The organism is Bordetella tumbae (assembly GCF_054780995.1).
Window position 1 is genome coordinate 167,102 of sequence record NZ_BAAGVG010000004.1, and the last position, 25,546, is coordinate 192,647.

Annotated in this window: 22 protein-coding genes; 6 read left to right on the forward strand and 16 right to left on the reverse strand. The window is 59.2% G+C overall.

The genetic code is table 11. The features are described 5' to 3' along the window. Positions 1-681: 681 nt before the first annotated feature. The 8 genes from ACYVI2_RS04100 to ACYVI2_RS04135 all read right to left on the reverse strand — a co-directional run bounded on the left by ACYVI2_RS04100 (position 682) and on the right by ACYVI2_RS04135 (position 10,072). Positions 682-1,635 carry a 2-hydroxyacid dehydrogenase gene (locus ACYVI2_RS04100; RefSeq protein WP_415821540.1) on the reverse strand — a complete coding sequence of 318 codons (954 nt, stop codon included), beginning with the start codon at positions 1,633-1,635 and terminating at the stop codon, positions 682-684. 28 nt (positions 1,636-1,663) lie between these two features. After that, complete coding sequence (locus tag ACYVI2_RS04105; protein WP_415821541.1) at positions 1,664-2,629, reverse strand: tripartite tricarboxylate transporter substrate binding protein; 966 nt, start codon at positions 2,627-2,629, stop codon at positions 1,664-1,666. A 144-nt stretch (positions 2,630-2,773) separates the two neighbouring features. Beyond that, the gene (locus ACYVI2_RS04110) at positions 2,774-3,352 is read right to left on the reverse strand and encodes an amino acid synthesis family protein (RefSeq protein ID WP_415821542.1); all 579 of its coding nucleotides are present in this window, start codon (positions 3,350-3,352) and stop codon (positions 2,774-2,776) included. A gap of 71 nt (positions 3,353-3,423) precedes the next feature. Next, a complete protein-coding gene (locus ACYVI2_RS04115; RefSeq protein WP_415821543.1) occupies positions 3,424-4,374 on the reverse strand; it encodes a Bug family tripartite tricarboxylate transporter substrate binding protein in 951 nt (316 codons plus the stop codon). A 34-nt stretch (positions 4,375-4,408) separates the two neighbouring features. Next, a complete protein-coding gene (locus tag ACYVI2_RS04120) occupies positions 4,409-5,350 on the reverse strand; it encodes an NAD(P)-dependent oxidoreductase (protein WP_415821544.1) in 942 nt (313 codons plus the stop codon). 68 nt (positions 5,351-5,418) lie between these two features. Then, positions 5,419-6,300 carry a LysR family transcriptional regulator gene (locus ACYVI2_RS04125; protein WP_415821545.1) on the reverse strand — a complete coding sequence of 294 codons (882 nt, stop codon included), beginning with the start codon at positions 6,298-6,300 and terminating at the stop codon, positions 5,419-5,421. 33 nt (positions 6,301-6,333) lie between these two features. After that, positions 6,334-7,542 (reverse strand): MFS transporter, encoded by a 1,209-nt coding sequence (locus tag ACYVI2_RS04130; protein WP_415821546.1) that lies wholly within the window; start codon positions 7,540-7,542, stop codon positions 6,334-6,336. A 244-nt stretch (positions 7,543-7,786) separates the two neighbouring features. Next, positions 7,787-10,072 carry an NADP-dependent malic enzyme gene (locus tag ACYVI2_RS04135; protein ID WP_415821547.1) on the reverse strand — a complete coding sequence of 762 codons (2,286 nt, stop codon included), beginning with the start codon at positions 10,070-10,072 and terminating at the stop codon, positions 7,787-7,789. 125 nt (positions 10,073-10,197) lie between these two features. Here ACYVI2_RS04135 and ACYVI2_RS04140 point away from each other — a divergent pair, with 125 nt between their 5' ends. Further along, complete coding sequence (locus ACYVI2_RS04140) at positions 10,198-11,196, forward strand: LysR substrate-binding domain-containing protein (RefSeq protein ID WP_415821548.1); 999 nt, start codon at positions 10,198-10,200, stop codon at positions 11,194-11,196. 25 nt (positions 11,197-11,221) lie between these two features. Here the strand turns inward: ACYVI2_RS04140 and ACYVI2_RS04145 are convergent, their stop codons facing one another. The 4 genes from ACYVI2_RS04145 to ACYVI2_RS04160 all read right to left on the reverse strand — a co-directional run bounded on the left by ACYVI2_RS04145 (position 11,222) and on the right by ACYVI2_RS04160 (position 14,432). Further along, the gene (locus ACYVI2_RS04145) at positions 11,222-11,512 is read right to left on the reverse strand and encodes an addiction module antidote protein (protein ID WP_415821549.1); all 291 of its coding nucleotides are present in this window, start codon (positions 11,510-11,512) and stop codon (positions 11,222-11,224) included. Positions 11,513-11,613: 101 nt separating this feature from the next. Continuing rightward, complete coding sequence (locus ACYVI2_RS04150) at positions 11,614-11,931, reverse strand: TrbG/VirB9 family P-type conjugative transfer protein (RefSeq protein WP_415821550.1); 318 nt, start codon at positions 11,929-11,931, stop codon at positions 11,614-11,616. A gap of 241 nt (positions 11,932-12,172) precedes the next feature. After that, positions 12,173-13,324: a mandelate racemase/muconate lactonizing enzyme family protein gene (locus ACYVI2_RS04155; RefSeq protein ID WP_415821551.1), complete on the reverse strand. Its 1,152-nt coding sequence runs from the start codon at positions 13,322-13,324 to the stop codon at positions 12,173-12,175. Positions 13,325-13,433: 109 nt separating this feature from the next. Then, entirely contained in the window at positions 13,434-14,432 is a 999-nt protein-coding gene (locus ACYVI2_RS04160) for a Bug family tripartite tricarboxylate transporter substrate binding protein (RefSeq protein ID WP_460490268.1), read from the reverse strand. Positions 14,433-14,591: 159 nt separating this feature from the next. Here ACYVI2_RS04160 and ACYVI2_RS04165 point away from each other — a divergent pair, with 159 nt between their 5' ends. After that, complete coding sequence (locus tag ACYVI2_RS04165; protein ID WP_415821553.1) at positions 14,592-15,536, forward strand: LysR family transcriptional regulator; 945 nt, start codon at positions 14,592-14,594, stop codon at positions 15,534-15,536. Here the strand turns inward: ACYVI2_RS04165 and ACYVI2_RS04170 are convergent. After that, complete coding sequence (locus tag ACYVI2_RS04170; RefSeq protein WP_415821554.1) at positions 15,523-16,488, reverse strand: Bug family tripartite tricarboxylate transporter substrate binding protein; 966 nt, start codon at positions 16,486-16,488, stop codon at positions 15,523-15,525. The two genes, ACYVI2_RS04165 and ACYVI2_RS04170, sit on opposite strands and share 14 nt — an antisense overlap. Before the next feature lie 108 nt (positions 16,489-16,596). Beyond that, on the reverse strand, positions 16,597-17,805 hold the full coding sequence (locus tag ACYVI2_RS04175) for a mandelate racemase/muconate lactonizing enzyme family protein (protein ID WP_415821555.1): 1,209 nt from the start codon (positions 17,803-17,805) through the stop codon (positions 16,597-16,599). Between the two features lie 189 nt (positions 17,806-17,994). Here ACYVI2_RS04175 and ACYVI2_RS04180 point away from each other — a divergent pair, with 189 nt between their 5' ends. Further along, positions 17,995-18,711: a FadR/GntR family transcriptional regulator gene (locus ACYVI2_RS04180; RefSeq protein WP_415821556.1), complete on the forward strand. Its 717-nt coding sequence runs from the start codon at positions 17,995-17,997 to the stop codon at positions 18,709-18,711. Between the two features lie 175 nt (positions 18,712-18,886). Here the strand turns inward: ACYVI2_RS04180 and ACYVI2_RS04185 are convergent, their stop codons facing one another. After that, positions 18,887-20,386: a CoA-acylating methylmalonate-semialdehyde dehydrogenase gene (locus tag ACYVI2_RS04185; RefSeq protein ID WP_415821569.1), complete on the reverse strand. Its 1,500-nt coding sequence runs from the start codon at positions 20,384-20,386 to the stop codon at positions 18,887-18,889. 162 nt (positions 20,387-20,548) lie between these two features. Between ACYVI2_RS04185 and ACYVI2_RS04190 the strand changes: the two genes are divergently transcribed. Beyond that, complete coding sequence (locus tag ACYVI2_RS04190) at positions 20,549-21,478, forward strand: LysR family transcriptional regulator (protein ID WP_415821557.1); 930 nt, start codon at positions 20,549-20,551, stop codon at positions 21,476-21,478. Position 21,479: 1 nt separating this feature from the next. Next, the gene (locus tag ACYVI2_RS04195) at positions 21,480-22,523 is read left to right on the forward strand and encodes a LacI family DNA-binding transcriptional regulator (RefSeq protein WP_415821558.1); all 1,044 of its coding nucleotides are present in this window, start codon (positions 21,480-21,482) and stop codon (positions 22,521-22,523) included. 9 nt (positions 22,524-22,532) lie between these two features. On the opposite strand, the gene ACYVI2_RS04200 is transcribed toward ACYVI2_RS04195, so the two are convergent. Next, complete coding sequence (locus tag ACYVI2_RS04200; RefSeq protein WP_415821570.1) at positions 22,533-23,480, reverse strand: tripartite tricarboxylate transporter substrate binding protein; 948 nt, start codon at positions 23,478-23,480, stop codon at positions 22,533-22,535. 356 nt (positions 23,481-23,836) lie between these two features. On the opposite strand from ACYVI2_RS04200, the gene garD reads away from it, so the two are divergent. Further along, positions 23,837-25,447, forward strand: coding sequence for a galactarate dehydratase (gene garD / locus ACYVI2_RS04205; protein ID WP_415821559.1), 1,611 nt, complete (start codon positions 23,837-23,839; stop codon positions 25,445-25,447). Positions 25,448-25,546 lie beyond the last annotated feature (99 nt).

Below are 25,546 nucleotides of genomic sequence, written 5' to 3' on the forward strand. Positions count from 1 at the left end.
CAGCATCTCTTGTTCCCTCGTCGCTGGCACGAACTGTCTACGTAGGCTTCGTGGGCAATGATTTCTGCAAAGACAAAGATCTTGCAGGGTGGCGATTCATGGCCGCCTACGAGCGCGGCCATGAATCGCGTTCGTGATCGGCATGCGACGGTCTTGGCATCAGGGATGAACGGAAGATCTCTCGAGTGACGGCGTCGTGACACCTGGAGATTCGCTATGCGTCATCGTCACAGGCATCAACTATCACCAAGCAGATCTTCCAACTTGGCACTACGCCACCCCGCCGCATGCCCGGACCGATCGCTATTCGCGCGTGTGCAGGGCACGCGCGAATAGCAGCACCGCAAGATCTTTCTCTTTGCCAACACGGTCACAGAAAAACGCCAAGCAAGAGACTCGTGCCAGCGATGTGATGAGCTTGAATTACTGCGAGTCGAGCCGAGGCAATCGGGCCGGGAGGGCGCCTCAAAGCCGAGTGGAGCGGATGCTGAAGGTAGGCCCGAAGGGGCCGGACGAAGCGAGCGAACACGATGTCCGGCGCCCGCGCGCCGGACCGGCTTTGTGAAGCCCTCACGGCCCGATTGCCTCGGCTCGACGTCCAATAAGCACGCCACCCTCGATCAATGAGTACCGCATAACATAACAAGACCAACGCTACTCAGAGTCATCCAGACATAACCATCACCCAACCGGCGTAACCAAAGGCTTACCCGCGTAGAATTGCTCCGCATTTTCCAAGAACTTACGCACCGACATATCAATCGCCTGTGGCGAAATCCCAGCGATATGCGGGGTCAACACAGCATTATCCAGATCCAGCAGCGGCTGCGGCGGTGTAGGCTCGTTCTCGTAGACGTCCAGCGCCGCCGCCATCAATCTGCCATCGCGTAATGCCTGTGCGACCGCGTCCGTATCGACCAATGTGCCACGAGCAATGTTCACCAGCACGCCCTGCGGGCCGATGGCATTGATGATGGTCTCATTGATGATGTGATACGTTTCCTTGCCCCCGGGCGCAGCAACCACCAGAAAATCGCACCATTCAGCCAGGCTTTTCACGTCCCCGAAGTACTGAAAATCCACGTCCTCGCGTGGCCGGCGGTTGTGGTAGCCGATTTCCATATGGAAACCCAAGGCGCGGCGAGCGACTTTTTTCCCGATCGCCCCCATGCCCAAAATGCCCAGCCGACGATACGACACATGCGGCGGACGCGGAATATCGTCGCGCCACAAGCCATGCCGTACGCCATTATTGAGAAAGGGTAAACGTCGAATAGCCGCCAACAACAGCATCATCGCATGATCGGCGACACAGTCATCGTTGGTACCCGCCGCATTGGCAACAGGGATCCCACGCGCTCTGGCATGTTCAACGGCCACATTTTCATAACCGACACCCACCGTACAGATCAGCTCCAACGCGGGCAGGCGGTCGATTTCGCTGGCCAATAAGCCGTTGGTGCCATTCGTCAACACCACTTTGATTTCATGTCCACGGGCAGCGATCTGCGTCTCACCGTTGGACCGGTCCTTGCCCAAATGCGCATTCGGTGCGTAGATCATGTCGAATCGCTCGCTTACCAAAACACGATGCTCTTCTGACAAAAACACCAGGACCAGCAATACAGGTTTCATGCAACATGTCTCCGTCAACGGGATTTGATTATTGAATACTCGCGCCCGACAGTTTTACCAGCTCGCCCCATTTTTTGATTTCGGTACCCACCAATTGCTGGAAAGCTTCCGGCGTATCACCCGCGGGAGTCGAACCCTGATCACGCAGGATTTTCTTCACATCTGGATCGTTCAGCACCGCGTTGATGGCCAGGTTCATACGCTGAATGATAGGCTTGGGTGTGCCTGCGGGCGCCCATACCCCGTTCCATAATACGATCTCATAGCCGGGCAAGGCTTCAGCCACTGCCGGCACATCAGGTAACCGTGGCGACCGTTCTGCCGTAGTGACCGCCAATGGGCGCAGTTTTCCGCTATCGATGAACGGCAGTATCTCGACCATAGGCGAGAAAACGGCTTGTATCTGGCCTGCCAGCAGATCAGTGTTCGCGGGTGCGCCGCCCTTATAGGGTACATGCGTCATATCCGCACCCACCATCTGGCCGAACAAGGCGCCCGATAACTGCTGCGACGTGCCATTACCTGCGGAACCGTAATTGACGGCGCTCTTGTGCTCTTTCACATAGCTAATGAAATCGGCCAGCGTCTTGGCCGGAAAACTCGTATTGACCATCAGGACGTTCGGGATGAGCGAAACGCGAGACACCGGAGCCAGATCCTTTTGCACATCGAGCGGCATTTTCTTGTAGAGCGTCACGTTGGTCATCAACGTACTGGTATGCATCAGGAAGGTGTATCCATCCGGCGCAGCCTTTGCCACATAATCCGCACCGATATTGCCACCCGCGCCTGCACGGTTCTCGACTACCACAGGCTGTCCCAGCTCTTTCGGCAGCTTCTGGGCTATCAAGCGCGCAGTTGCATCGGTGCTGCCGCCAGGGGCCAGCGGCACCACCAACGTAATTGGGCGCGTGGGCCAATTTTCAGCGTGAACCAAAGGGGCAGCGGCGAGGCACATCACGCCTGCCATGATGGTGGTAACTGTCTTGATCATGCTTGTCTCCTTGCTGGCGTGCGTCGCCCCGACATCGGGATCCGCGCAACACCTATCGATTTATAAAAATATGGCGCCGTCCCAAAGTGGAAATGCGCCATATCGCACGCCCTCATTCCAGTGCTCTGGTGAGGGCGAAGACACTCAACGTTGGCCGTCACCAACCGTCAGATTATCGGCGCGCAAGCCGCCCAGGCGCTCATGTACACGAGTACCGGTGGAAACAACCAATGCGTACAGCAGCTCATCGGGACGCGGGCTGTCAATGGCGCCTACGTCCATGGTGCTGAAGTGGCTGCGCACATAGCAGGCTTCGATATGATGCAGTGGGATCTGCAAGCGAGTGCCTGCCGAAGCGACTACCTTGGCTGCGGGCACAATGGATTTTGCTTTGGGCAACACCGCACGCATCGTCCAGCCGCCGGCCTCATGCCAGATGGCCCCGTGTTCCAGTTCACCATTCACCCCCACGATCGCGCCTTTGCCGTAGGCCTCGACGTTCTGGGGTCCGCCTACGGCTTCCATGAGTTCGGGCACGATCTCCTTGGCCAGCACTTTGGAGTCCTCGACCAGCTGAGACAGATCTTCTACATAGCGGCCCGCATAGGGATTCTTGATGACCACCGCGATCGACGCCATCTTGATAGGCTTGTCACGCACGGGGCCGCCTTCGTGATAGATCGACTCGACGTTCAACAGTTTTTTGCGGATCTGGATTGCCATATGGATTGACTCCTTTGTTTCGTGAATGAAAATAAATGCCGGCACGGCATGCTATGCCGTGCCGATAATGGCTACTGAGGGGTTAGACCGGCATCGGCAAACACCTTGCCCCATTTGTCGATATCAGATGCGATCAATTGCTGGAACCCCTCAGGGGTAGACGTGCGCACAGTCAGCCCATTGGTCGCGAACTGCTGCTGCACCGATGAGGACCGCAAGACGCTCCCCAAGGCGGTGTTGACACGCGCAACCACGTCTGCCGGCGTGCCGGCCGGAGCGGCTACGCCGAACCATACGTTCAAGTCGTAATCTGGCAGCCCAGCCTCTGCAAGGCTAGGCAACTCCGGGGCTAATGGCGAACGCGTCTTGCTGGTGACACCCAGGGCTTTAACGCGCCCTGCCCGCGACTGCTGCAGGCCGTTGACCATGTCGGCAATCGTGAAATCCAATACCCCGCCCATCAGGTCTGTCATGGCCTGGGGCACGCCACGGTAGGCCACGGCCGTGGCGGTAAACCCGCCCATGGACACGACCTGCGCACCGCATAACTGCGCGCTACCCGATCCATAGCCATAGGAGAGTTTGCCCGGATTCGCTTTGGCGTAGTCAATCAGGCCCTTTACGCTATTTACCGGCAAATCGCCGCGCGAGACCAACATGAAAGGCGCTTCGGCAACGAGACCGATGGGTGCGAAATCCTTGCGGGGGTCATAGGGCAAGGACTTGAATGCACTGACGTTGCTGGCCCCAGTACTGACGCCTACCATGAACAAGGTGTACCCATCCGGCTCGGAGCGTATCGCGGAAGCCGTGCCCACTGTGCCGTTGGCGCCAGCGCGATTTTCGACTACAACAGATTGCCCCAACTCGCTATCCAGGCCCTGGGCCAGCGCACGCGCCACCACGTCCGTAATGCTGCCCGGCGTAAAGGGTACGATCAAACGAACAGGCTTTTCTGGATAGGCCGCCCACCCTAGCACGGGCAAGGCGCACACCAAGGCCGCGAACAGACGTCGCTTCATTAACTGTCTCCTCATCTGTCTCAGTGCGCCGCCGTCACTGCGGCTTGGCGCCAAACTCCACGCCCGCCCATTGCTCGATATGCCGAATGGGATAGACGTTGTCGCGCTGGCCGTCGCCCTGTGTGATCGCGAACGCCAGAAATTGCCGCGCCGCCGGATTCACCAACATGGGAACACCGAGTTTCTCGGCTTCGTCGATGCACATCTTGACGTCTTTGTGCAGCAACTCTGTCGTAAAACGCACGGGAAAGCTGCGGTCCAGGACGCATTGCGGAATACGTTCCAGCGTCGCGAACGAGCGTCCGCTGGAGACATTGATCACGTCCAGCAGCGTTTGAGGATCCAGCCCGGCCTTCACGCCATAGACCAGGGCCTCGCAGCTGGCCACCATGCTGGTGGCATAGAGCGTGTTGTTGATGATTTTCGTGGTCTGACCCAGACTGGGATCGGCCCCGAGATAGAACACGTTCTTGCCGATGACGCGCAGCACCGGCTCGATTTCGTCAAATGCCTCTTTAGGGCCGGCCGCCATCACGGCCAACGTGCCCTTTTCCGCAGCCACCGTACCGCCGCTGACAGGCGAGCCGATCATGGCGATACCCTGCTGGCTCAACAAGGCTTCGACAGTCTTGGTAACGGACGGCCCCGTCGTCGACAAGTCGACCAGGATACGTACGTTCTTTACCTTGGCGACTTGGGCGCCAACCTCGGCGACAACAGCGGGCATCGGCAAACACAACAGCACAATGGGCGTCTGCTCCGCCAGTTCCTCGACGCTGCCCGCGCCTTTTGCGCCACGCGCCACGATGCGCTCCTGCGCCGCAGACGAGCGATCATGCACAATCAGCTCATGGCCGGCGGCCAACAGACGATTTGCAAAATGCTGACCAATGTTACCCAGACCTATCAGTCCCAACTTCATTATTGCTGTCTCCACAGGATTCACGATTCGCGCCGGCCAATGGCCTGGCGTCATCAATGGAATCCTAGGGATCGGGAGGGAACTGGGCGAGTGCTGATTCCTCGATGGGGTATAGCTTCAGGTTAATCGTGCTTCAGCAATAGCTCGATAAACTTCGTGGCATGCGTCTTTCCGGTATCGAAGGCCGATCGCACGATACTGGGATTCAGCGGAATATCTTCTGCCAGCGGCAATACCTGAATGTCCGGCCAGTCCATGCTCTCGGCGGTGAACTGATCCACCATCGCGACGCCGGCGCCGGCTCGCACCAGGCTGCAGGCCATGTCGGTGTGATGAATATAGATGGATGCCTGCAGACTGATATTGGCCTTGTTGAATGCCGCCGACACCAGCTGACCAAAGGGGATGCTGGGGTGATGGGCAATCAACGGATATCTCGCCAGATCCGCGATGCTCACGCATTTCAGCTCGGCCAGCACATGGCCGCGCGGCACGACGCACACCATACGGCCGGACAAGAACGGCGTTACATGCAGATTGGGATGCTCGACGGGCAGCACGGAGATGGCCAGGTCCACCTTGTTGCTCAATACGTCTTGCGCCATGCTGTTCAAGAGCGTCAGGCAGTAGTTCACCTGAATATTGGGATACTGCTGAACGAACCGAGTGATCGTCCGCGCCACAATGCCACGGCTGAGCGCGGGACTGCACGCCAGATTCAGCACCCCCGACGGGCCGCTGACCAGCCCACGCGCGAAATCGTCCACGCGCAGCACCTGCTGGTAGCACTGATCCACCTCGCGAAACAGGGCCTCGGCCTCTGAGGTTGGGACCAGTTTGCCTTTGACCCGGTTAAATAGTGTCAGCCCCAGCGTCAACTCCGTATGCGCGACAATGCGGCTCAGCGCAGGCTGCGAGGTAAAGAGCAAGCGAGATGCTCCTTTGATCGAGCCGGTCAGCATGACCGCTCGAAATACTTCCATCTGACGCAAGCTGAATCGCATGCGGGTGTCTCCCCGTCTTGAACTAGATGCAGTTTAGAGCTTACGTGCCAACATCGCACCGCCTACCGCCAGCGGTAACAGCATCAGTGCCACTAATGTCCAGCCGCCGGCTTGTGCCAGCGCGCCAGCTGACATCGGCCCTATCAATTGGCCCGCATAGCTGCCCTGCAACATCAAGCCAATCGTCGGTGCGACCAGCGCAGGGCTGGGAGCCACTCTGGGCGCAATGGCAGTCAACGCGCCTGGGATGCCGCCCATGCAGCCGATCATTGCCACAGCAACAGCAACGGCAACGACGGGCGGCAGGTGCAGCCAAAACAACGCCGGTATGCAGAGGGCTGCAATAATGAAGTTGGCCGACACAATCCGGCGCGAGGCAATGCCGCGCCGCATCAACATGCCTGCACCAATGTTCCCCACCACATTGGACGCCACGATTGCCGCACTCGCAAAGCCTGCTTGTATGGGCGCCAGGCCCAGAAGATCGCGCAGCAACAAGGGCAGAAATCCGGAAAACGCAAAGTAGACAATCGCGTACAGGGCGAAACAGATCGCGATGAACTGCGGGCCACGTGCTATGCCCACATCGCGTATGGCATGCCACGCGCTCCCCGTCTGCGGATTCCGGGAAGGTGTTCCATCGAGATGTGGCGATGCGATGGCAGGCATCGACGGCAAGCCTAACAACATCACGATGGCGCATACGATGGCCAATCCCGCGTTGATGTGCCAAATCGCAGGCCATGACAGCGGCTGACCCAACGATGAGATCAGGGTGGTCGTGAACATCACCAACGCAATCCCACTGGGAACGGCAGTACTCGAAAAGGCCATCGCCAAGTCGCGGTCTTCGAGGGACGCCTGACGCCCGACGATACTCGACGCGCAGATCAAGAGCATGACAACGGCTATGCCCTCGAGAACGCGTGATACCAGCAAGACTGCGACGCTCGACGCGCCACCGCCCAAAAAGCTGGTCACCGCGATGATGACCAATCCGCCCACGAGGACCTTACGCGCGTCAAAGCGTGCAATAAGCACGCCGAGCGGCATCGCCAATATGGCGCCGACAATCGCCAAGGCCGATATCACCAGTCCCGTTTGCCCCAAACTCAGATGCAATGGATCGCCTTGCAACAAGGGCGCAGCGATGATGGCCTTGCCAATCTGGAATGAGGCGATGAGCGCGGCAAGGATCGCCAGGGCGATGTTGCGCCAGGAGGTACTGGTTGGTGGTGTCATGTCAGCCAATCACAGGTTCATGAGCCGGTGCGCGACGCCTGTTCTGGATATCTGAACAGTGTCCCCCTGCAGCGGGTCACTGCAAGTGATGCATCCGGACTCGAGGATGGCTGAAGTCTAGAAATTAAAGCTGACTTTAAGTCAAGTGTTGTTTTGGCTCGCGTGCGGCATCGAGCACTGGGGCTGCATACAGAATGCAGCCCCAGAAGAACCCCTGACTAAACCGCGCTCGAAAATGTGCGGCCTAGCCCAATCCGCCGTTAGCCTCCAACACCGCCAGCGCCGCCATATTGACGATCCGACGGACACTGGCGCTCGAGGTCAGGATATGCACCGGCGCGTTGACGCCCAACAGGAATGGCCCCACGGCGACGTTGCCGCCCGCGACGGTCTTGAGCAGGTTATAGGCGATGTTGCCCGCGTCCACATTCGGGCAGACCAGCAGGTTGGCCGCGCCTTTCAAGGGAGACTCGGGCAACAGGCGCTGGCGCAGCGCCTCGTCCAGCGCGCAATCGCCGTGCATTTCGCCGTCCACCTCGAGGTCCGGCGCCTGTTCATGTATCAACTCCAGCGCCCGGCGCATTTTGGCGCCGGATGCGGAGCTGCCCGAGCCGAAGTTCGAACGCGACAACAGGGCGACCTTGGGCATCACGTCCAGGCGCCGCATGGTCTGAGCGGCCATTGCAGTGTATTCGGCAATCTGCTCGGCGGTGGGGTCATCATTGACGTGCGTGTCGACCAGCGCGATGGTCTGCTCGTTCAGCAACAGGATATTCATCGCGGCGTAGACGTCGTGCCCTGGTTGCAGGCCGATGACTTCGTCGATAAACCGCAGGTGATCGTGATACGCCCCCACGGTGCCGCAGATCATGCCGTCCGCGTCGCCCAGGTGCACCATCATCGCGCCGATCAAGGTCATGCGGCGGCGCATTTCCACACGGGCCATTTCCTTGGTGATGCCACGACGGCACATCTTGTCCCAGTACGTCGTCCAGTACTGGTGAAAACGCTCGTCGAATTCGGGATTGGTCACTTCGACGTCTTGGCCCAGGCGCAGGCGCAATCCGAATTTCTCGATACGCGCCATCAACACGGCCGGACGGCCGACCAGGATGGGTTTGGCCAGACCCTCATCGACCACCACCTGCACCGCCCGCAGGACGCGCTCGTCCTCGCCTTCGGTAAAGACGATGCGGGCCTTGCCGCCTGTACGCACCAGACGTTTGGTGCTGGCGAACAGCGGTTTCATGAAAGCGCCGGAACGGTAGACGAACTGCTGCAGTTGTTCGGCGTACGCCTCTAGGTCCGCCAAAGGCCGTGTCGCCACACCGCTTTCCATCGCGGCAGCGGCTACGGCGGGTGCGATGCGCACGATCAAACGCGGATCAAAAGGTTTGGGGATCAAGTAGTTAGGACCAAACCGCAGGTCGTAGGTCCCGTAAGCGGCCGCCACGACCTCGTTTTGTTCTTCCTCGGCGAGGGCTGCAATCGCACGGACTGCGGCCATCTCCATTTCGCGCGTGATCGTGCTGGCGCCTACGTCCAGCGCGCCACGGAAAATGTACGGAAAGCACAATACGTTGTTGACCTGATTCGGGTAATCCGAGCGTCCGGTAGCCATGACGACGTCGTCGCGGACCGAATGAGCCACCTCGGGCAGGATCTCTGGCGTGGGATTGGCCAGCGCCAGGATCAACGGCCGAGCGGCCATAACTGCGACCATTTCGGGCTTTAGCACGCCGCCGGCGGACAGGCCCAGGAACACGTCGGCCCCGGCGATGACGTCGGCCAATTTACGCGCATCGGTCTTCTGCGCGAAAGTGGCTTTCTGCTCGTCCATGAGCACGGTACGTCCTTCGTACACCACGCCTTCGATATCGGTGACCCAGATGTTTTCACGCGGCAAGCCCAGATCCACCATCAGGTCCAGACAGGCCAGCGCCGCGGCACCAGCACCGGATGCGACGACCTTGACCTGTGTGATGTCCTTGCCGACGACTTTCAACCCGTTAATGAATGCCGCGCTCACGGTGATCGCGGTTCCGTGCTGGTCGTCGTGGAACACGGGGATGCTCATGCGTTCGCGCAGCCGGCGTTCGACGGTGAAACACTCGGGCGCCTTGATGTCCTCGAGGTTGATGCCGCCAAAGGTAGGGCCTAGTGAGGCGATGATATCGACCAGTTTGTCAGGGTCGGTCTCGTCGATTTCGATATCGAATACGTCAATGCCGGCGAATTTTTTGAACAGTACGGCCTTGCCTTCCATGACAGGCTTGGAGGCCAACGGGCCGATATTGCCCAGCCCCAGTACGGCGGTGCCGTTGGTGATCACGCCAACCAGATTGCCACGGGCCGTAAACCGGAAGGCATTGACCGGGTCCGCGGCGATCTCCTCGCAGGCGGCGGCGACGCCGGGGGTGTAGGCCAGCGCGAGATCACCCTGAGTGACCAGCGGCTTGGTCGCAGCGATGGAGATTTTTCCCGGAACGGGAAACTCGTGGTAGTCGAGGGCGGCTTGGCGATCGCTCATGGTGATTTTCCTGATGACGGCGAATTGTGCGAAAGAACAGCCATTCTATGGGGTGAGTTATCATTGAAATATTCTGATTAAAGATATATCCATATCATTTATCTAATATCTCACCCCATTCCGGCATGTCCGAATCCGTTTTTTCCTCCGATGACGTTGTCCGCCGGCTGATTTCCCGGCTCAAAATGCGCCACCTGCAGTTGATCGTGCAGGTTCATCGGCTCGGCTCGCTGACGCGGGTCGCCGAGCAAATGGCGACCAGCCAGCCCGCGGTGACCAATACGTTGTCGGAACTGGAGTCCATGTTTGGCGCTCCGCTGTTCGTGCGGACGGCGCGCGGGATGGCCCCCACCGACATGGGGCGTGTGGTGGCGGCCCGAGCGCAGGCGATCTTGCAGGACCTGGGGCACCTGGTGCGGGATATGGAGGCGTCCAGCGTCGGCCTGGCTGCACGCCTGCACGTGGGCGTGACGCCGTATGTTTCGGGGCGGTTGATCGCCGATGCCGTCTGTGCGGTGCAGACCGGCACTCAACGGTTGGCTGTGCGCATTCACGACGGCACCAGCGAGAGCCTGCTGCGCGCGCTGCGCGATCATGAATTGGATGTGGTCATTGCGCGGGCAAGCCCCCAATTGGACCTGCAAGGACTGGTGTTCGAGCCGCTCTATCATCAACAGGCCAGACTCATCAGCAGCAGACAATTGGCGGCGCAGTTGGGCCGAGTGCCGCTGTCCTGGGCGCAACTGGCTGAACTGGATTGGGTGCTGGGAGAGCCGAACACCGCGCTGCGCGAGCAGGTCGCCAGCCTGTTCATCCAGGCCGGCATTGCGCCACCCGTGCCGATCACTGAGGGTTATTCGGCAAAGCTCATCGGTGAAATCATCGCCTCGTCCGAACGTGCGGTGTCACTATTGCCAGCGGATATTGCGACTGAGCTCGTGCATATCGCGGGCGTGGCGATCGTCCCGTACACCATCGAATGGAACTTGCCGCCGGTGGCGGCGATTGTTCGTAATGATGTAGGCAATAGCGAATCTCATCGACGTTTTCTGGAAGCCGTGCGGCATGCGTCGAGCGGTATGCCGCGCAGGGCTGCACATCCGGAACGGCAGACGGATTTCTGAGCGTCGAGGTCCGTTTTCCTACCGCTCAAATCGCTGTCACGCTGAGGCGCAACCCCATCGCATGGAGCACCTTGTGTACCGTGGTGAGTGTCGGATTCCCCTTGTCGGACAGCGCACGAAACAAGGTTTTCTCACCCACATCCGCCCGGCGTGCCACCTCCGCCATTCCGTGCGCCTTGGCAACCTGCCGTAATGCCACAAGCAAGGCAGCCGGATCGTCCAACTCGATTACTGCCGCCAGATAGGCCGCGGCTTCTACAGGATCACGCATTGCCGCAATGGTCGATCCGTCGTAGCTTGTGTCACGTGCACTCATAGTTCGCCTCGCTCACGCCAATCATTCAGGTCCTTAGCGCAATCAAAATGGTATCATACAAGATACCAACAACGTGAGCTGAAACATACTTCGACTGCCTTTCACGGCGCGCTCCTCGATCCCCTGCCACGACCGGAGTCGTCAACATCGGAGACGTGCGGCATATGCTGCTTTTCTACTCGCGCCACCTGATGCCCGCCGCGCACAATCAATACGGGCCACATACCGTCCACGATGACGTAGGGATCCTGCCGTTCATACGGCAGCGGTTGCAGTCCGGTGGGCGTTTGCGCGAATAACGCCGGAGGCGTACGCCCCGGCGCGAACTGCAGCCAGATACGTCCGGCTCCGCTGAACACCTGCAATGGGGCGACCATGGGATCGCCGGACAACCGCCAGTTGAAATCGTAGTCAGTCACAGGCGCGCCATCGCGTGGCCAGCCGGGTGCATTATTTGGCCCTGTCATGCACCCAGTGAGACACAGTGACAGCACGCCTGCGCATAAACCTCGAACCATGCTTTTCCTGAAATCAAGAAGCGCTCCAAAAGAGAGCGCATTCCCAGCATGGTGACGAGTTGCCGCGATGTTGACTAGACTGACTTATACGAACGGACTTTTTCGTTCACTTTGGCGATAAGGCGCTTGCACAACACCAGCGTTAATCAACGCGATATCGCTCGATAACGTCTTCGCGTAAACGTACCCCTAGCCCAGGCTCCTGAGGGACTTCCATATAACCGTTCTTGATCTTTGGAAATCCATCGGGCAGTTCCCATAACAAGGGGTCTCGCTGCTTGTTGGCAAAGATTTCAACAAAGAGGCCATGAGGATTCGCCGCGATCAAATGGATCGCGACTTGCGGTTCCTCGTGATGCGCCATCTCGACATTCATGAAGCGAGCCATGTCTGCTACACGTTGCCACTCGGTCACGCCGCCACAAAGCGTGCAATCCAGATTGAGGATTGAAACGCCCCCTTTGGTAATCAAATCCCGGCAGGCCCGCCCGCTGATTTCCCCCTGGCCCACGTTAATCGGAATAGAGGTTTTCGTAGCCAGGAGCATCAAGCCGTCTGTCTGGTCGTACCACTTGATCGGCTCTTCCATCCACCGCACGCCCAGATCGGCGCGCTCCATTTCCACGCAGAATTTGACCGCATCCAACGGATCCCACCCCTGGTTGGCATCGACCGTAATCACGAAGTCGGGGCCTCCTGCCTTGCGGGCAGCACGCACGCGGGCGAGGTCTTCGTCCAGGCTGGCCCGTCCGACTTTCATCTTGATGCCGATGCAGCCCGCTGCACGCACCATATCGACTTCTTCGGCAATGGCGTCGAGGGGATCTTTGCCGTCCTTGGGGTAATACCCGCCGATAGAAATCACGGGTACGCGGTCCCGTACACCGCCTAACAGTTTATAAACCGGCACGCCGTAGAGCTTTCCTCTCGCGTCCCACATGGCGTTATCCAGACAACTCAACGCCTGCATCAGAATGCCACGCGGATGCATGTCCAGCTGATGCAAACCTCTGTTGCCCAGGTCTAGGTCAATGTTGAACATCGCATCCCACAGACGCTGAAAATCACGCACGTCCTGGCCGATCAACAGCGGCGCCATGTGCTCACGAATGACCCGCACGATCTCGCGTTGCGTATGAAACTCATCGCCACCGTAGGTCTCGCCGATCAGGCCGTTTTCCAGATGCACACGCGTAATGATGGTAGGTCGAGTGCTGACCTGGTACGTTCCCCCCTTGAATACTTGACTCAAATTCATATCCAACGCGATGGCTTCGACATGGACGATTTTCATTGACTTCCCTTTTATGTGGTTTGCCACTCCGTAGCCAGGATGTCTGGCTACGGGTATTGCCGAACAAGCCCCTCACCTCACTCGACGTGACGGGCCATATTCATGATCGCTATTGCGGTGTGATCCCTGCGTCGCGAATCACACGTTGCCACTTGGCTTGTTCGCTGCGCGTGAAATCACCAAATGGACCCGGCTTGACCTGATCAGCGGCCAACACATCGATACCGTTATTTTTCAGTCCGTCGGTAAATGATTTGTCTGCCAGGGCTTTCAGATAGGCTTCTCGCAATACGTCGATCACAACCGAGGGAGTTCCAGCAGGCGCATAGATGCCATACCAGGTGGACGCCAAGAAGCCCGGCAACTCACGCTCTGTCAATGTCGGAACGCCCGGGAAAAGCGGCATGCGCGACTGCGATGTCAACGCCAATGCCTTGAGACGTCCGCCTTGCACCTGAGGCAACGCAACGTTGGTCTGATCCAACATCACATCGATCTGGCCGCCCATCAGGTCTGTCATGGCGGGGCCTGTCCCCTTGTAGGGAACAAAGGTGAATTTGGCTTTGATGGTGGCTGCCAGGTGTTCTGCAGCCAAATGAGAAGACGACCCCACCCCTGCTGTCCCGAAGGTCAGCTTCTCCGGATTTTTACGCGCGGCCTCGAATAACTCACTAGCCGTCTTGAAGGGCGAATCGCTCCTTACCAACAGCGCCATAGGCGTATCCGGAAAGCGAAATACCGGCACAAAGTCCCGCAACGGATCGTAGTTGAGAGCGTTGAACAAATAAGGCGCTGCCGCCATGGTACCGATATGGCCAACGAATAAGGTATAGCCATCGGGCTTGGTCCGCGCGGCACGCGTTGCGCCTAGCGTGCCGCCCGCCCCTGGAACGTTGTCAACGATGATCGACTGCCCGAGTTCGGTCGCAACACGTTGTGCGACCGTGCGAGCCACCGCATCGGTCGGCCCACCGACAGCGAACGGCACGATCCATGTGACGGCTCGATTTGGATAGTTCGATTCTGCAGCGCTCACAGCGCCTGCCCCCGCCACAGCCACGGCAACGCCCGCAGCCAAGCGCAATATCACCTTTGTCAGGCCAACCATATTGTCTCCCCATTTTTAGATGACATGGCCCGTCAATCGGGCCATACCGGCTACCGTGGTTCGCCATCAACATGGCTCGCCAACACGGCACGGGAGAAATCATAGAGGCCACAGTTAGATCTACAATCAGGCAGATTGTCACTTCATGATGCACGAATCGTGGCCAATCTACCCAACCTCTCTGATTTGCGTTTGTTTGTCGAAGTCGTCCGCCATGGAAGCTTTGTGCGAACGGCGACCGAGCTCGGCATGTCGCCGTCCTATGTCAGTAAACGTATTGGTTTGCTTGAAGACGACCTGGGTGTCCGGCTATTGCATCGCACGTCGCGGCAGATCAGTACGACCCATCAGGGAGAAAAAACGTATGAATGGGCCCGGGGAATTCTGGGCAGTGTGCAACAAATGCGTGATGCACTTGCCGAAGACGACAGCGAGCCGCAAGGCGCATTGCGTGTGAGTTCGAGCTTTCGTCTCGGTCGCAATCACGTGGCGCCAGCCATCTCATTGCTGGCCAAACGCTACCCGCAGCTGGAGATCTCGCTGACCGTATTGGATCGCCCTGTTGATCTGCTGAGCGAAGGGTTCGATATTGATATCAGGATCGGGCAAGTGCCAGAACCGCATCTCGTTGCGCACCGCATTCTGCAAAGCCACCGGATACTATGCGCCGCCCCCGCCTACCTGGAACGGCATGGGACGCCCACACAACTGGCTGATCTGGCGAAACACTCTTGTCTTGTTTTCCGCGAACGTGACCAGCCGTTCGGTACGTGGCGTTTGACTGGCCCTAAAGGGTTGGAATCAGTCAAAGTGACAGGCACGCTGTCGTCCAACAATAACGACATCATCCGGCAATGGGCACTGGATGGACATGGCATTGTGCGGCTAGCAGAATGGGATTGCGCCAAGAGCCTGAATGACAAGACCTTGGTCCACGTACTGCCCGCGTATCGATGGCCGGCCGATATCTGGGCGGTAACGACGGGTCGATTGTCTGAGTCGACCAAGGTCCGCGTTTGCGTGAATTTCCTGAAGGAGCAACTGACCGCCGGGCCTTATGCGCTGTGGCCCACGCCCGGCGCACGCCAGCCTATTCGATCGTGATCCCGCGCTCCTCGATCAGATCTTTCCAGCGCTTGAATTCCTGAGCCTGGAAAGCAGTGAACTCCGCGGGCGTATTGGCGACGATCTCCAGGCCCTGCTCTTCGAGTTTACGGGCGACTTCAGGGTCTTTGAAACTGGCGATCGCGGTCTCGGCGAGTTTGGTTTTGACATCGGCGGGCAAGCCTTTGGGGGCCGATAACCCTTGCCAGGAATAGATCACGACATTCGGCACGCCGGCTTCAGTCAGCGTAGGCACGTCGGGCAGCACGGCGGAGCGCTTTTCGCCGGTCACAGCGATGGCGCGCAATTTACCGGCGCGGATGTACTGCAATACGGAGTTCACGTTCTGGAATGAATAATCGACTTGGGCGCCCATCAAATCATTGATCGCGGGAGCGCCTCCCTTGTAGGCCACGTGCATGCCTTCGGTATGCGTCTGCTGCAGAAAGACTTCGGCAGATAAATGATCCGAGGCGCCGTAACCCGAATTGGCGAAACTGACTTGCCCGGGTTTGGCTTTCAATTCGGCGATGACGTCTTGTACTGTACGTGCCGATTTGGTGGGTGGCGTGACCAGGACGTTGGGCGTCTGTACCGCGACGGTGATGTAATCGAAATCCTTGAGAGCGTCGTAGGGCGTGGATTTGATCAGGTGCGGCGCGATGACGTAGGTGCCCAGCGAGGAAAACATCAGCGTATAACCATCGGGTTTTTCGCGCGCGACCTGTCCGCCGCCGATGGTGCCCGTGGCGCCGGGCCGGTTATACACCACGAACGATTGGTCCAAGCGGCGCTGCAGTTGCTCTGCCATCATCCGGCCGAGCGTATCGGTGGCACCTCCTGCAGGGAACGGCACGACGACTTGCACGGGCTTTTCTTTGGGCCAAGGCGTTTGTGCGGCTGCGGTGAAGGCGGCGCATGACAGCATCATGGTGGCCAATAGTTTTTTCATTGTTTTGTCTCCCTGGTGTAAGCATTTGAGCGGCCGCGCGGACGGCGGCGTCGCTTATTTATCGATATGTGTGGATGTAGTGATGCCGTTATGCGAGACCGATTTACGTCACGACTTCGCCACGCTCTCGCGCACAACAGCGTCTTGTCTGGTTTTGATCGCAGGATTCAAACTCGTCCCCAGCCCTGGCGCGCTGGGCGCCAGCACCATGCCGTTGTCGACGATAGGCAAATGCGTCACGAGATCGCGATACCAGGTGCTCAATGTGGCGCGCACGACTTCCTGGAAAATCGCCGTAGGCGCATGCATGGCCAGGTGCAGGCCGGCGATCAGCGTGACGGGGCCCGTGCAATCGTGAGGCGCCAATGGCCGTGCGTAGGCTTGGGCCAATGCGGCGATTTTGCGTCCTTCGGTCAGGCCGCCACACCAAGCCAGGTCCAGCATCACGATGTCCAAAGCGTCTTTGGCCAGCAAATCACGGAATGGCACGGTACCGGCCAGTGTCTCGCTGCCGCAAATCGGCACGCTGGTCTGACGGCGCAAGTCTGCGAGCGCCTGGGCATCGTCCATCTTGCTGATGGGGTCCTCGGCCCAGAAGACGCCGTAGTCCTCCAGTCCGCGGCAGATACGCAATGCCGCATTGGCGCCCCACAGGCTGTGCAGTTCGCACATGATTTCAATGCGGTCACCCACGGCCTCGCGGACTTTTTTAAAGGGCTCGAGACCTCGCTTCAAATCTTGTGCGCTAATCAAATGCCCACCCGTGGCAGCCGCATAGGCATCGAAGGGCCAGATTTTCATGGCGGAGTAACCCTCGTCCAGCAGGCTTTGTGCCAGAGTTCCCGCGTCGCGCATGAACGCGATCTGGTCATCGTACGGCCCGGCGGACAGCTCAGTACCGTCGGTGCTGCGGCGCGCCACGCCCCCCGTGTTGTAGGCGTAGCCGGCGCAGGTGTTATAGGCACGGATACGATCACGCACGCCCCCGCCCATGGCGATGTAGGTCGGCACGCCTTGGCGCTGGCCCGCCAAGTCCCACAACGCGATATCGACGGCGCTCGCTGCACGAACCTCGGCACTGGCGCTGTGAAATCCCAGGTATGGGTTCATGAGCTGCTGCGAGACAGCTTCGATATGCCGGGCATCGCGACCCAACAGCCAGGGCGCAACGGTCTCGTGCAGAACGGCCTCGACGGCTTGCGCGCCGCGAAATGACTCGCCCAGGCCAATCAAACCCTCGTCGGTTTCGATTTCCACCCAAATCAGATTGGGACGTTCGTTGATGCGAATACTACGTAATGCCGTGATGGTAGCCATGCCGTGAATCTGCTCTTGTCTGTGGAAAGGAAAGGCGAATCGGGTATTGCCGGAATCGGAATCGGAACCGAATCACACCGATCTGTGCGCGAGTTGTCATGCTCGTGGCGAGCAGTTATCTTGTCAATAAAATGACAAAGTAGTATTACTACTTTGGCAATATCGATTTACAGATCATGGACGACGCTAATGGCCATTTCCCCGCTCAGCGATTTCGCCTACAAGCAGGTGCTGGAAATCATCGAAAAGCAGGAGCCAGACAATAGGCTCCCCAGCGAAGACGAACTGGCGCGCAGGCTGGGCGTATCGCGTCCAGTCCTGCGCCAGGCCCTGGCCCGATTACGTTCAGAAGGATGGGTCTATGCCCGGCGCGGCTCGGGAAATTTTGTCGGGAAACCGCCTGCCCTGCAAAGCACGACGTTCGGCCCGCTGCACAGCATTCCGGATGTGCGCAGCTTTTTGGAGTTTCGCTGTCTGATCGAGGGCGAAAGCGCTGCCGAGGCCGCTCGATGCACCGATGCACAGATGCTCGCGGAAATCGAACGGCGTCAGCGCCTGCTGGAATCCGCCTGGACGCGAGGTGAAGTCGGAATCGAAGAAGACATTGCTTTTCATGACGCCATCGCGGCGGCCAGCGGCAATCGTTTTTTCAGCATGACAATGGCTGCGCTGGCTGAACAAACGCGGGTTTCCATCAAACTGATCCGCGAGCTCTCGCCATTGCCGATGGTCAGACGTGCGGTCGATGTCCGCCACGAACATCGCGCGATTGGCGAAGCGATCAGGACGGGCAACGCCGAGGCGGCACGCACGGCGATGGTCGATCACCTGCGCGGCGGGATGGCGCGATTATTTGGTATCGATAATGTGCGAAACCCCGGCGGCCATAATCCGTCCGGGGTTTGAAAACTCGACTCGGCGTGCGACGGAATGCGTCCGTAAAGGCCTAGGGACTTATTGCTGAAATACCGCCTTTGCAGCGAGGCCTGCACACCCTCTCACTCGACGCACGCACCAGCATCAAGGATGCGCGCGTCGTGCCCAACGGCCGCACCTGGATCGATGCGGCCGCCGATTACCCTCAGCGTATCGTCGGCATGGCGAATTCCGCGCCCTTGCCGATGCTCTCAGGCCAGCGCTGCATGATGCTCTTTTGACGGGTGTAAAAGCGTACGCCCTCTTCGCCATACGCGTGCATGTCGCCAAACAAGGAACGTTTCCAACCGCCAAAACCATGCCATGCCGCCGGCACGGGAATCGGCACATTCACGCCCACCATGCCGACCTCGATTTGGCGGCCGAACTCACGCGCGACGTTGCCATCACGCGTAAAGCAGCTGACGCCATTGGCGAACTCGTGGTTGTTGATCAATTGCACCGCCGAGGCGAAATCAGGCACGCGCACGCACGACAGCACCGGGCCGAAGATTTCTTCTTTGTAGATGCGCATGTCAGGGGTGACGTTGTCGAACAGCGTACCGCCCAGCCAGAAGCCATTGTCGCAGCCCTCGCCTGCCTGCGCGCCCTTGAACTCGCGGCCATCGGCCAACAGGGTCGCGCCTTCGTTGATGCCGATGTCGATATAGCCGGCAATGCGTTGACGCGCTTCCGCTGTCACGATGGGGCCCATTTCAGCCTGGGCGTTCGTACCGTTCAATACTTTCAGTTGCTTCAAGCGCTCGGCTACGCGCGGCACGACCTGATCGGCAGCAGAGCCGACCAAGACAGCAACCGAGATCGCCATGCAGCGCTCACCAGCCGAGCCGTAGGCAGCGCCCATCAAGGCATCGACGGCTTGATCCAGATCCGCATCGGGCATGATGACCATGTGGTTCTTGGCGCCACCCAAGGCTTGTACGCGCTTGCCGTTGCGTGCGCCAGATTCGTAGATTTGTTGCGCGACCGGCGTCGAGCCCACAAACGAAATTGCCTTGACGTCGGGGTCTTCGATCAATGCCTGCACGGCATGATGATCGCCCTGCACCACGTTGAAAACGCCATCGGGCAGGCCGGCCTGCTTGAGCAGATCGGCGATGAACAACGATGCGCTGGGATCAATCGGGCTGGGCTTCAGGATGAAGGTATTGCCGGTGGCCAGCGCCATGGGGAACATCCACATGGGCACCATCACCGGGAAATTGAACGGCGTGATGCCTGCCACCACGCCCAGCGGCTGGCGCAAGGTCCAGTTATCCATGCCGGACGACACCTGTTCGGTGAAGTCGGTTTTCAGCAACTGCGGCGCGCCACACGCGAATTCGACAATGTCGATACCGCGGGCGACTTCGCCTTGGGCGTCACTGAATACTTTGCCGTGCTCGGAGGTAATGAGGCGGGCCAGATCGTCCTGGTGGCGATGCAGCAACTCGAGAAAACGGAACAACACCCGTGCACGGCGCAGCGGCGGCGTGGCGGCCCAAGCGGGAAATGCCTTGCGGGCGGAGGCCACGGCAGCCTGGACATCTGTCGGCTCGGCCAATGCGACACGCGCCGACACCTGTCCCAACGCGGGGTTGAAAACGTCGCGGGTTTTAGGGGATTGCGGATCGACACGATGGCCGTCGATCCAGTGACCAATCAGGGGCGTGGAAGCGTTGGAGGATGCGGTAGTCACGAGCGGTATCCAGATTGAGTTGATCGGAAAACAGCCTCAGTCTACGGCTGCGACCGGCTCGCGAGAAGACCGTTTTTGCAACATCAGTGTTTGATAAAATGAACAATCATCAGCCCGGGAATCATCACAATGGCCACTGATCAGATTGCGCCGCTCGTGGCGGATATTTATTTATTGACCGCCCTGGCGGAAACCCGCAGCTTTACCCAGACGGCCAAACGCCTGGGCGTGTCCAAGGCCTCGGTCAGTACTCGCATCAATGCGCTGGAAAAGGCCGTCGGCCTGCCGCTGGTGCGCCGCACGACACGGCACGTCATGTTGACCGAGGCGGGACACAATCTGGTCGAGAATGCGGCGCCGGCGTTCGATCGCATCAGCGCAGGGTTTTTGGCCGTCAAGGATTTGTCGGATGTACCGCGCGGCACGGTGCGCGTGACAGCGCCTGTCGCGTTTGGCCGGCAGCACCTGGCGCCGGTCCTGCCTGCATTTCTACGGCAATATCCTGAGGTGCGCATCGACCTGGAGCTGGTCGACCGCCTGGTGAACCTGGCGCACGAGGGCTTTGACCTGGCGATCCGCCATACCGATCATCCGCCGGAATCCTACATCGCCTGGGAGCTCTGCTCGTCGCGCTCGATGCTGGTCGCCAGCCCGCAATACCTGCAGACTCACGGCCAGCCGCAGCATCCGCGTGACCTGAGCGATCATGCCTGTGTCACCTATCTCGGCAATCGCACCTATGAAACCTGGTCGTTCGTGCGCGAAGGACGGCGCCAATCGGCGCAGCCCATCGTGATACCGATACGCACCAATTTTCGGGCAAATAACAGCGAGGTCCTGCGTCAAGCCGTACTCGAAGGCGCGGGAATCGGTATGCTGCCAGACTTCAGTGCCGTGACGACGCCCCCCAATGGTCTCGTCGAGGTCCTGCCCAACTGGCGGGTGCATGGCTTTTTTGGTGGCAAACTCTATGCCTTGCGCCCCTGGTCCGCGCATGTGCCGCAATCGGTGAAATGCCTGGTGGAGTTTTTACGTGACAAGTATTCGCAAGGATTCTAAGGTGAGCAAAACCACGACGCGCCCCGGACGGCGCAGCGGTGGCGGCGTCACGCTGACCGACGTCGCACGCCAGGCGGGCGTATCCGTCATGACGGCGTCGCGCGCCTTGAATCAACCTCATCTGGTATCCGATGACACGCGCAAACAGGTACTCGAGGCCGTTGCCAACAGCGGCTATGTGCCGAATCTGCATGCGGCCGGACTGCGTTCAAAACGCACGCGAATGATTGCGCTGATGGTGCCATCCATTGCCTCGGGCTCGGCATTTTTGCTGGCCGTGCATGCCATGACGGAAATACTGGTCGAGGCCGGTTATCAGGTGATGTTGAGCGAACGCGGCTATGACCGCTCACGCGATGATGTGGTCCTGGACTCGGTGATTGCCCGCCGGCCAGACGGGATTGTGCTGACAGGACTGATGGAGTCGCCCCGTGCGCGGCAGCATCTCGCCGCATCAGGCATCCCGGTCGTAGAGACCTGGGAAATGACCGATACTCCCATCGATATGCTGGTCGGGTTTTCTCACTATGACGTGGGTGTGGCCATTGCGCGCTATTTCCATGAACAAGGCAGGCGCTGTGTTGCCTCTATCGCAGCAACGGAGGCACGCACGGCGGCGCGATTCCACGGCTTTGCCGATGAGGCCCTGCGCCTGGGTATCGCGGGCCGCCATTTGCAGGAAGGCTCGTCGTTCGTGATTGAACCTCCCAGCCAGCTCGGCCACGGACGCAGCGGCCTGGTTCGAGCGCTAGAGGGCGATCCCGATGTCGATGCTATTTTCTCGGCCACTGACATGGTGGCCTTGGGCACCCTGATGGAAGCGCAATTGCGCGGACTGCGTGTTCCAGAGGATCTCGCCGTTGTGGGGTTTGGCGACTTTGATTTTGCCTGCAACGTCACCCCTGCCCTGACTACCGTGCGGGTGGATCACGAGGATATCGGACGGCGCACGGCCAGCATGCTGATCAATCGTATCGAAGGCATTGCGCCGGACAACCCCATCCAGGATGTCGGCTTCACGCTGGTCCAACGCGAAAGCGGCTAACCGACAATCCTATTCAGGTTTGAGGTTGTTTTCCTTGACGACACGCGTCCATCGAGCCTCTTCGCCCCGGACATAGGCATCCAGCTCTGCAGGCGCACCGGCAGTGACTTTCAGGCCTTCTTCTTCAATCTTGCTCGCAAATTCAGGCGATGCGGCGGCTTTACGGGCCGATGCGTTCAATCGATCAATGACGGGACCCGGTGTCCCCGCGGGGACATACAAGCCGTACCAGCTTTCTACCTGGTAATCCGGTACGGTGGACGCGATCGTCGGTACGCCCTTGAAGGCCGCGGATGGCTCAGCCGTGGTCACCCCGATCGCTTGCAGTTTGCCATTGTCGATAAAGGCAGAAACGGCTGCGGCGGTAGCAAACATCATGTCGACCTGTCCACCCAATAAATCAGTCAGGGCAGGCCCCGCGCCACGATACGGTACGTGCGTGAGCGAGACTTTTCCCAAGTTGGCAAACATCTCGCCTGCCAAGTGTGCAGAGGTCCCAATACCCTGCGAGGCATATGTCAATTTTCCCGGGCTGGCTTTTGCCGCCTGCAGAACATCGCTGACTGAATGATAGGGGCCGTCTGGACGCACCACCAGGACGTTAGGCCCCCGGCCGATGAGCATCACTGGCGCAAAGGCTTTGTTGCTGCCGTAAAGCAGTTTCGGCTGCAAAGAGGGATTGACCGCGTGTGCAAAAGACGCGACCACGACGCTATATCCATCGGGAGCGCTTCGAGCGACATTGTCCGTGCCTATCATCGTGCCTGCGCCGGGCTTGTTCTCTACGACGACAGGCTGCCCGAGATCCTTGGCCATGCCCGTTGCAAGGGTACGCGCAATCAAATCAGTGCCGCCCCCAGGTGAGAATGGCACAACGAGGCGGATGGGTTTGTCGGGATACGCGGCCAGCGCCGTCGTGATGCAAGCGCTGCCAACGACAGCGACACACGCATGCATCAGCACACGCGGCAAAAATGATTTCATTCGGACGTCTCCTTGTTCTCAGTTTCTCTGTAGCGGCCACAGCAACCTCCCCTCTGTGCAGCAGCCCGAAAGCAGACTGTAGTTCCCGAAACCGCGTTTGAGAGCCCATGAATTCCACTGGATGGAATATCCGGATAAAGCCCATCAAGCACATCCGTTGCAGTAAAGCCATCGTGTTTCATCGAACGCGATAGGCCGCGTCGATCGCGTAGGGCCAGCCGCCTGCATTTACCCGAGCGTGTATCAAACACGTTGACGCCGAAAATAGTTAACGTTAACATTCACAACATCAACGATCATCCCTTTATTCCCTTTCTCAGCCTCTAGGTATGTCGACCTGTACTTCATCCGCTATGGCAGTGGCCTCGCCCGCCACTGATACTCCGCGTGCGATCAGCATGCATCCGAACGACAACGTCGCCATTGTGGCCAACCTGGGCGGCCTCGCCGCCGGGGCTCAATTGCCGAATGGTCCGCAGCTGCGCGAGCGCGTCCCGCAAGGCCACAAGGTCGCCCTGACCGATATCGCCGAGGGCGCGGAGGTCCGCCGTTACAACGTGACTATCGGCTATGCGAATCGTGATTTGCCCGCGGGCAGTTGGGTCAATGAAAACGTATTGACGATGCCAGCGGCGCGCGGTCTGGATGATCTGCCGATGGCCACCCACACGCCGGCCGCCCTGCCCCCGCTGGAGGGTTATACGTTTGAGGGATATCGCAACGCCGATGGCACGGTAGGCACGCGCAATTTGCTGGCGATCAGCACCACGGTGCAATGTGTGGCGGGTGTGGTGGAACATGCATTGCAGCGCATTCGCGCTGAACTGTTGCCGCGCTATCCGAATGTGGACGGCGTGGTTGTGCTGGAACACGGTTATGGCTGCGGTGTTGCCATCGATGCACCTGACGCGATAGTTCCGATACGTACGCTGCGCAACATCAGCCGTAATCCGAACTTCGGCGGCGAGGTCATGATCGTGAGCCTGGGCTGCGAAAAATTGCAGCCCGAACGTTTGATGCCGGCCAACAGTATCCCGATTCAGGCTGATGGCTCGATGAGCCAGGGGCTGGACGTCATGCGGCTGCAGGACGATGAACACGTCGGTTTCCAAGCGATGATCGACGCCATTCTGGCTCAGGCCGTGCCTCATCTGGAACGGCTGAATCAACGCCGGCGCGAGACATGTCCGGCATCGGATCTGGTCGTAGGTGTGCAGTGTGGCGGCAGCGATGCATTCTCGGGCGTGACGGCAAATCCCACGGTCGGTTTCTGCGCGGACCTGCTGGTGCGGGCAGGCGCTACCATCATGTTCTCTGAAACGACCGAAGTGCGTGACAGCGTCGAGCAATTGACCAAACGCGCGGAATCGGTCGAGGTCGCCGAATCCATCGTTCATGAAATGGCCTGGTACGACGCGTATCTGCAACGCGGACAAGCAGACCGCAGCGCCAATACATCGCCCGGCAATAAAAAAGGCGGACTTTCAAACATCGTCGAAAAAGCGATGGGCTCGGTGATCAAATCCGGGACGGCCGCCATTAATGGGGTCTTGAGTCCAGGCGAGAGCTTGCGCGATCGCGGCATCAAAAAGGGCCTGGTTTATGCTGCCACGCCAGCGAGCGATTTTATTTGCGGCGCACTGCAATTGGCCGCCGGGATGAACCTGCATATCTTCACGACGGGCCGCGGCACGCCGTACGGCCTGGCAGAGGTACCCGTCGTCAAAGTCGCGACGCGCAGCGATCTGGCGCGCCGTTGGCACGATCTGATGGACGTGAATGCCGGACGTATCGCCGATGGCGAGATGACCATCGAGGAGCTCGGCTGGGAGATGTTCCACCTGCTGCTGGATGTCGCCAGCGGCCGCAAGCAAACCTGGGCGGAACGCTGGAAATTGCACAACGCACTGGTGCTGTTCAATCCGGGTCCGGTGACCTGATAAGGAAACCTGATAAGCAAAAAAGGCCTGGATCCTCAACGGATTCAGGCCTTTTTGCTGTGCGGTTGGATTGCTGCCCCATGCTGCGCCTAGCAACCG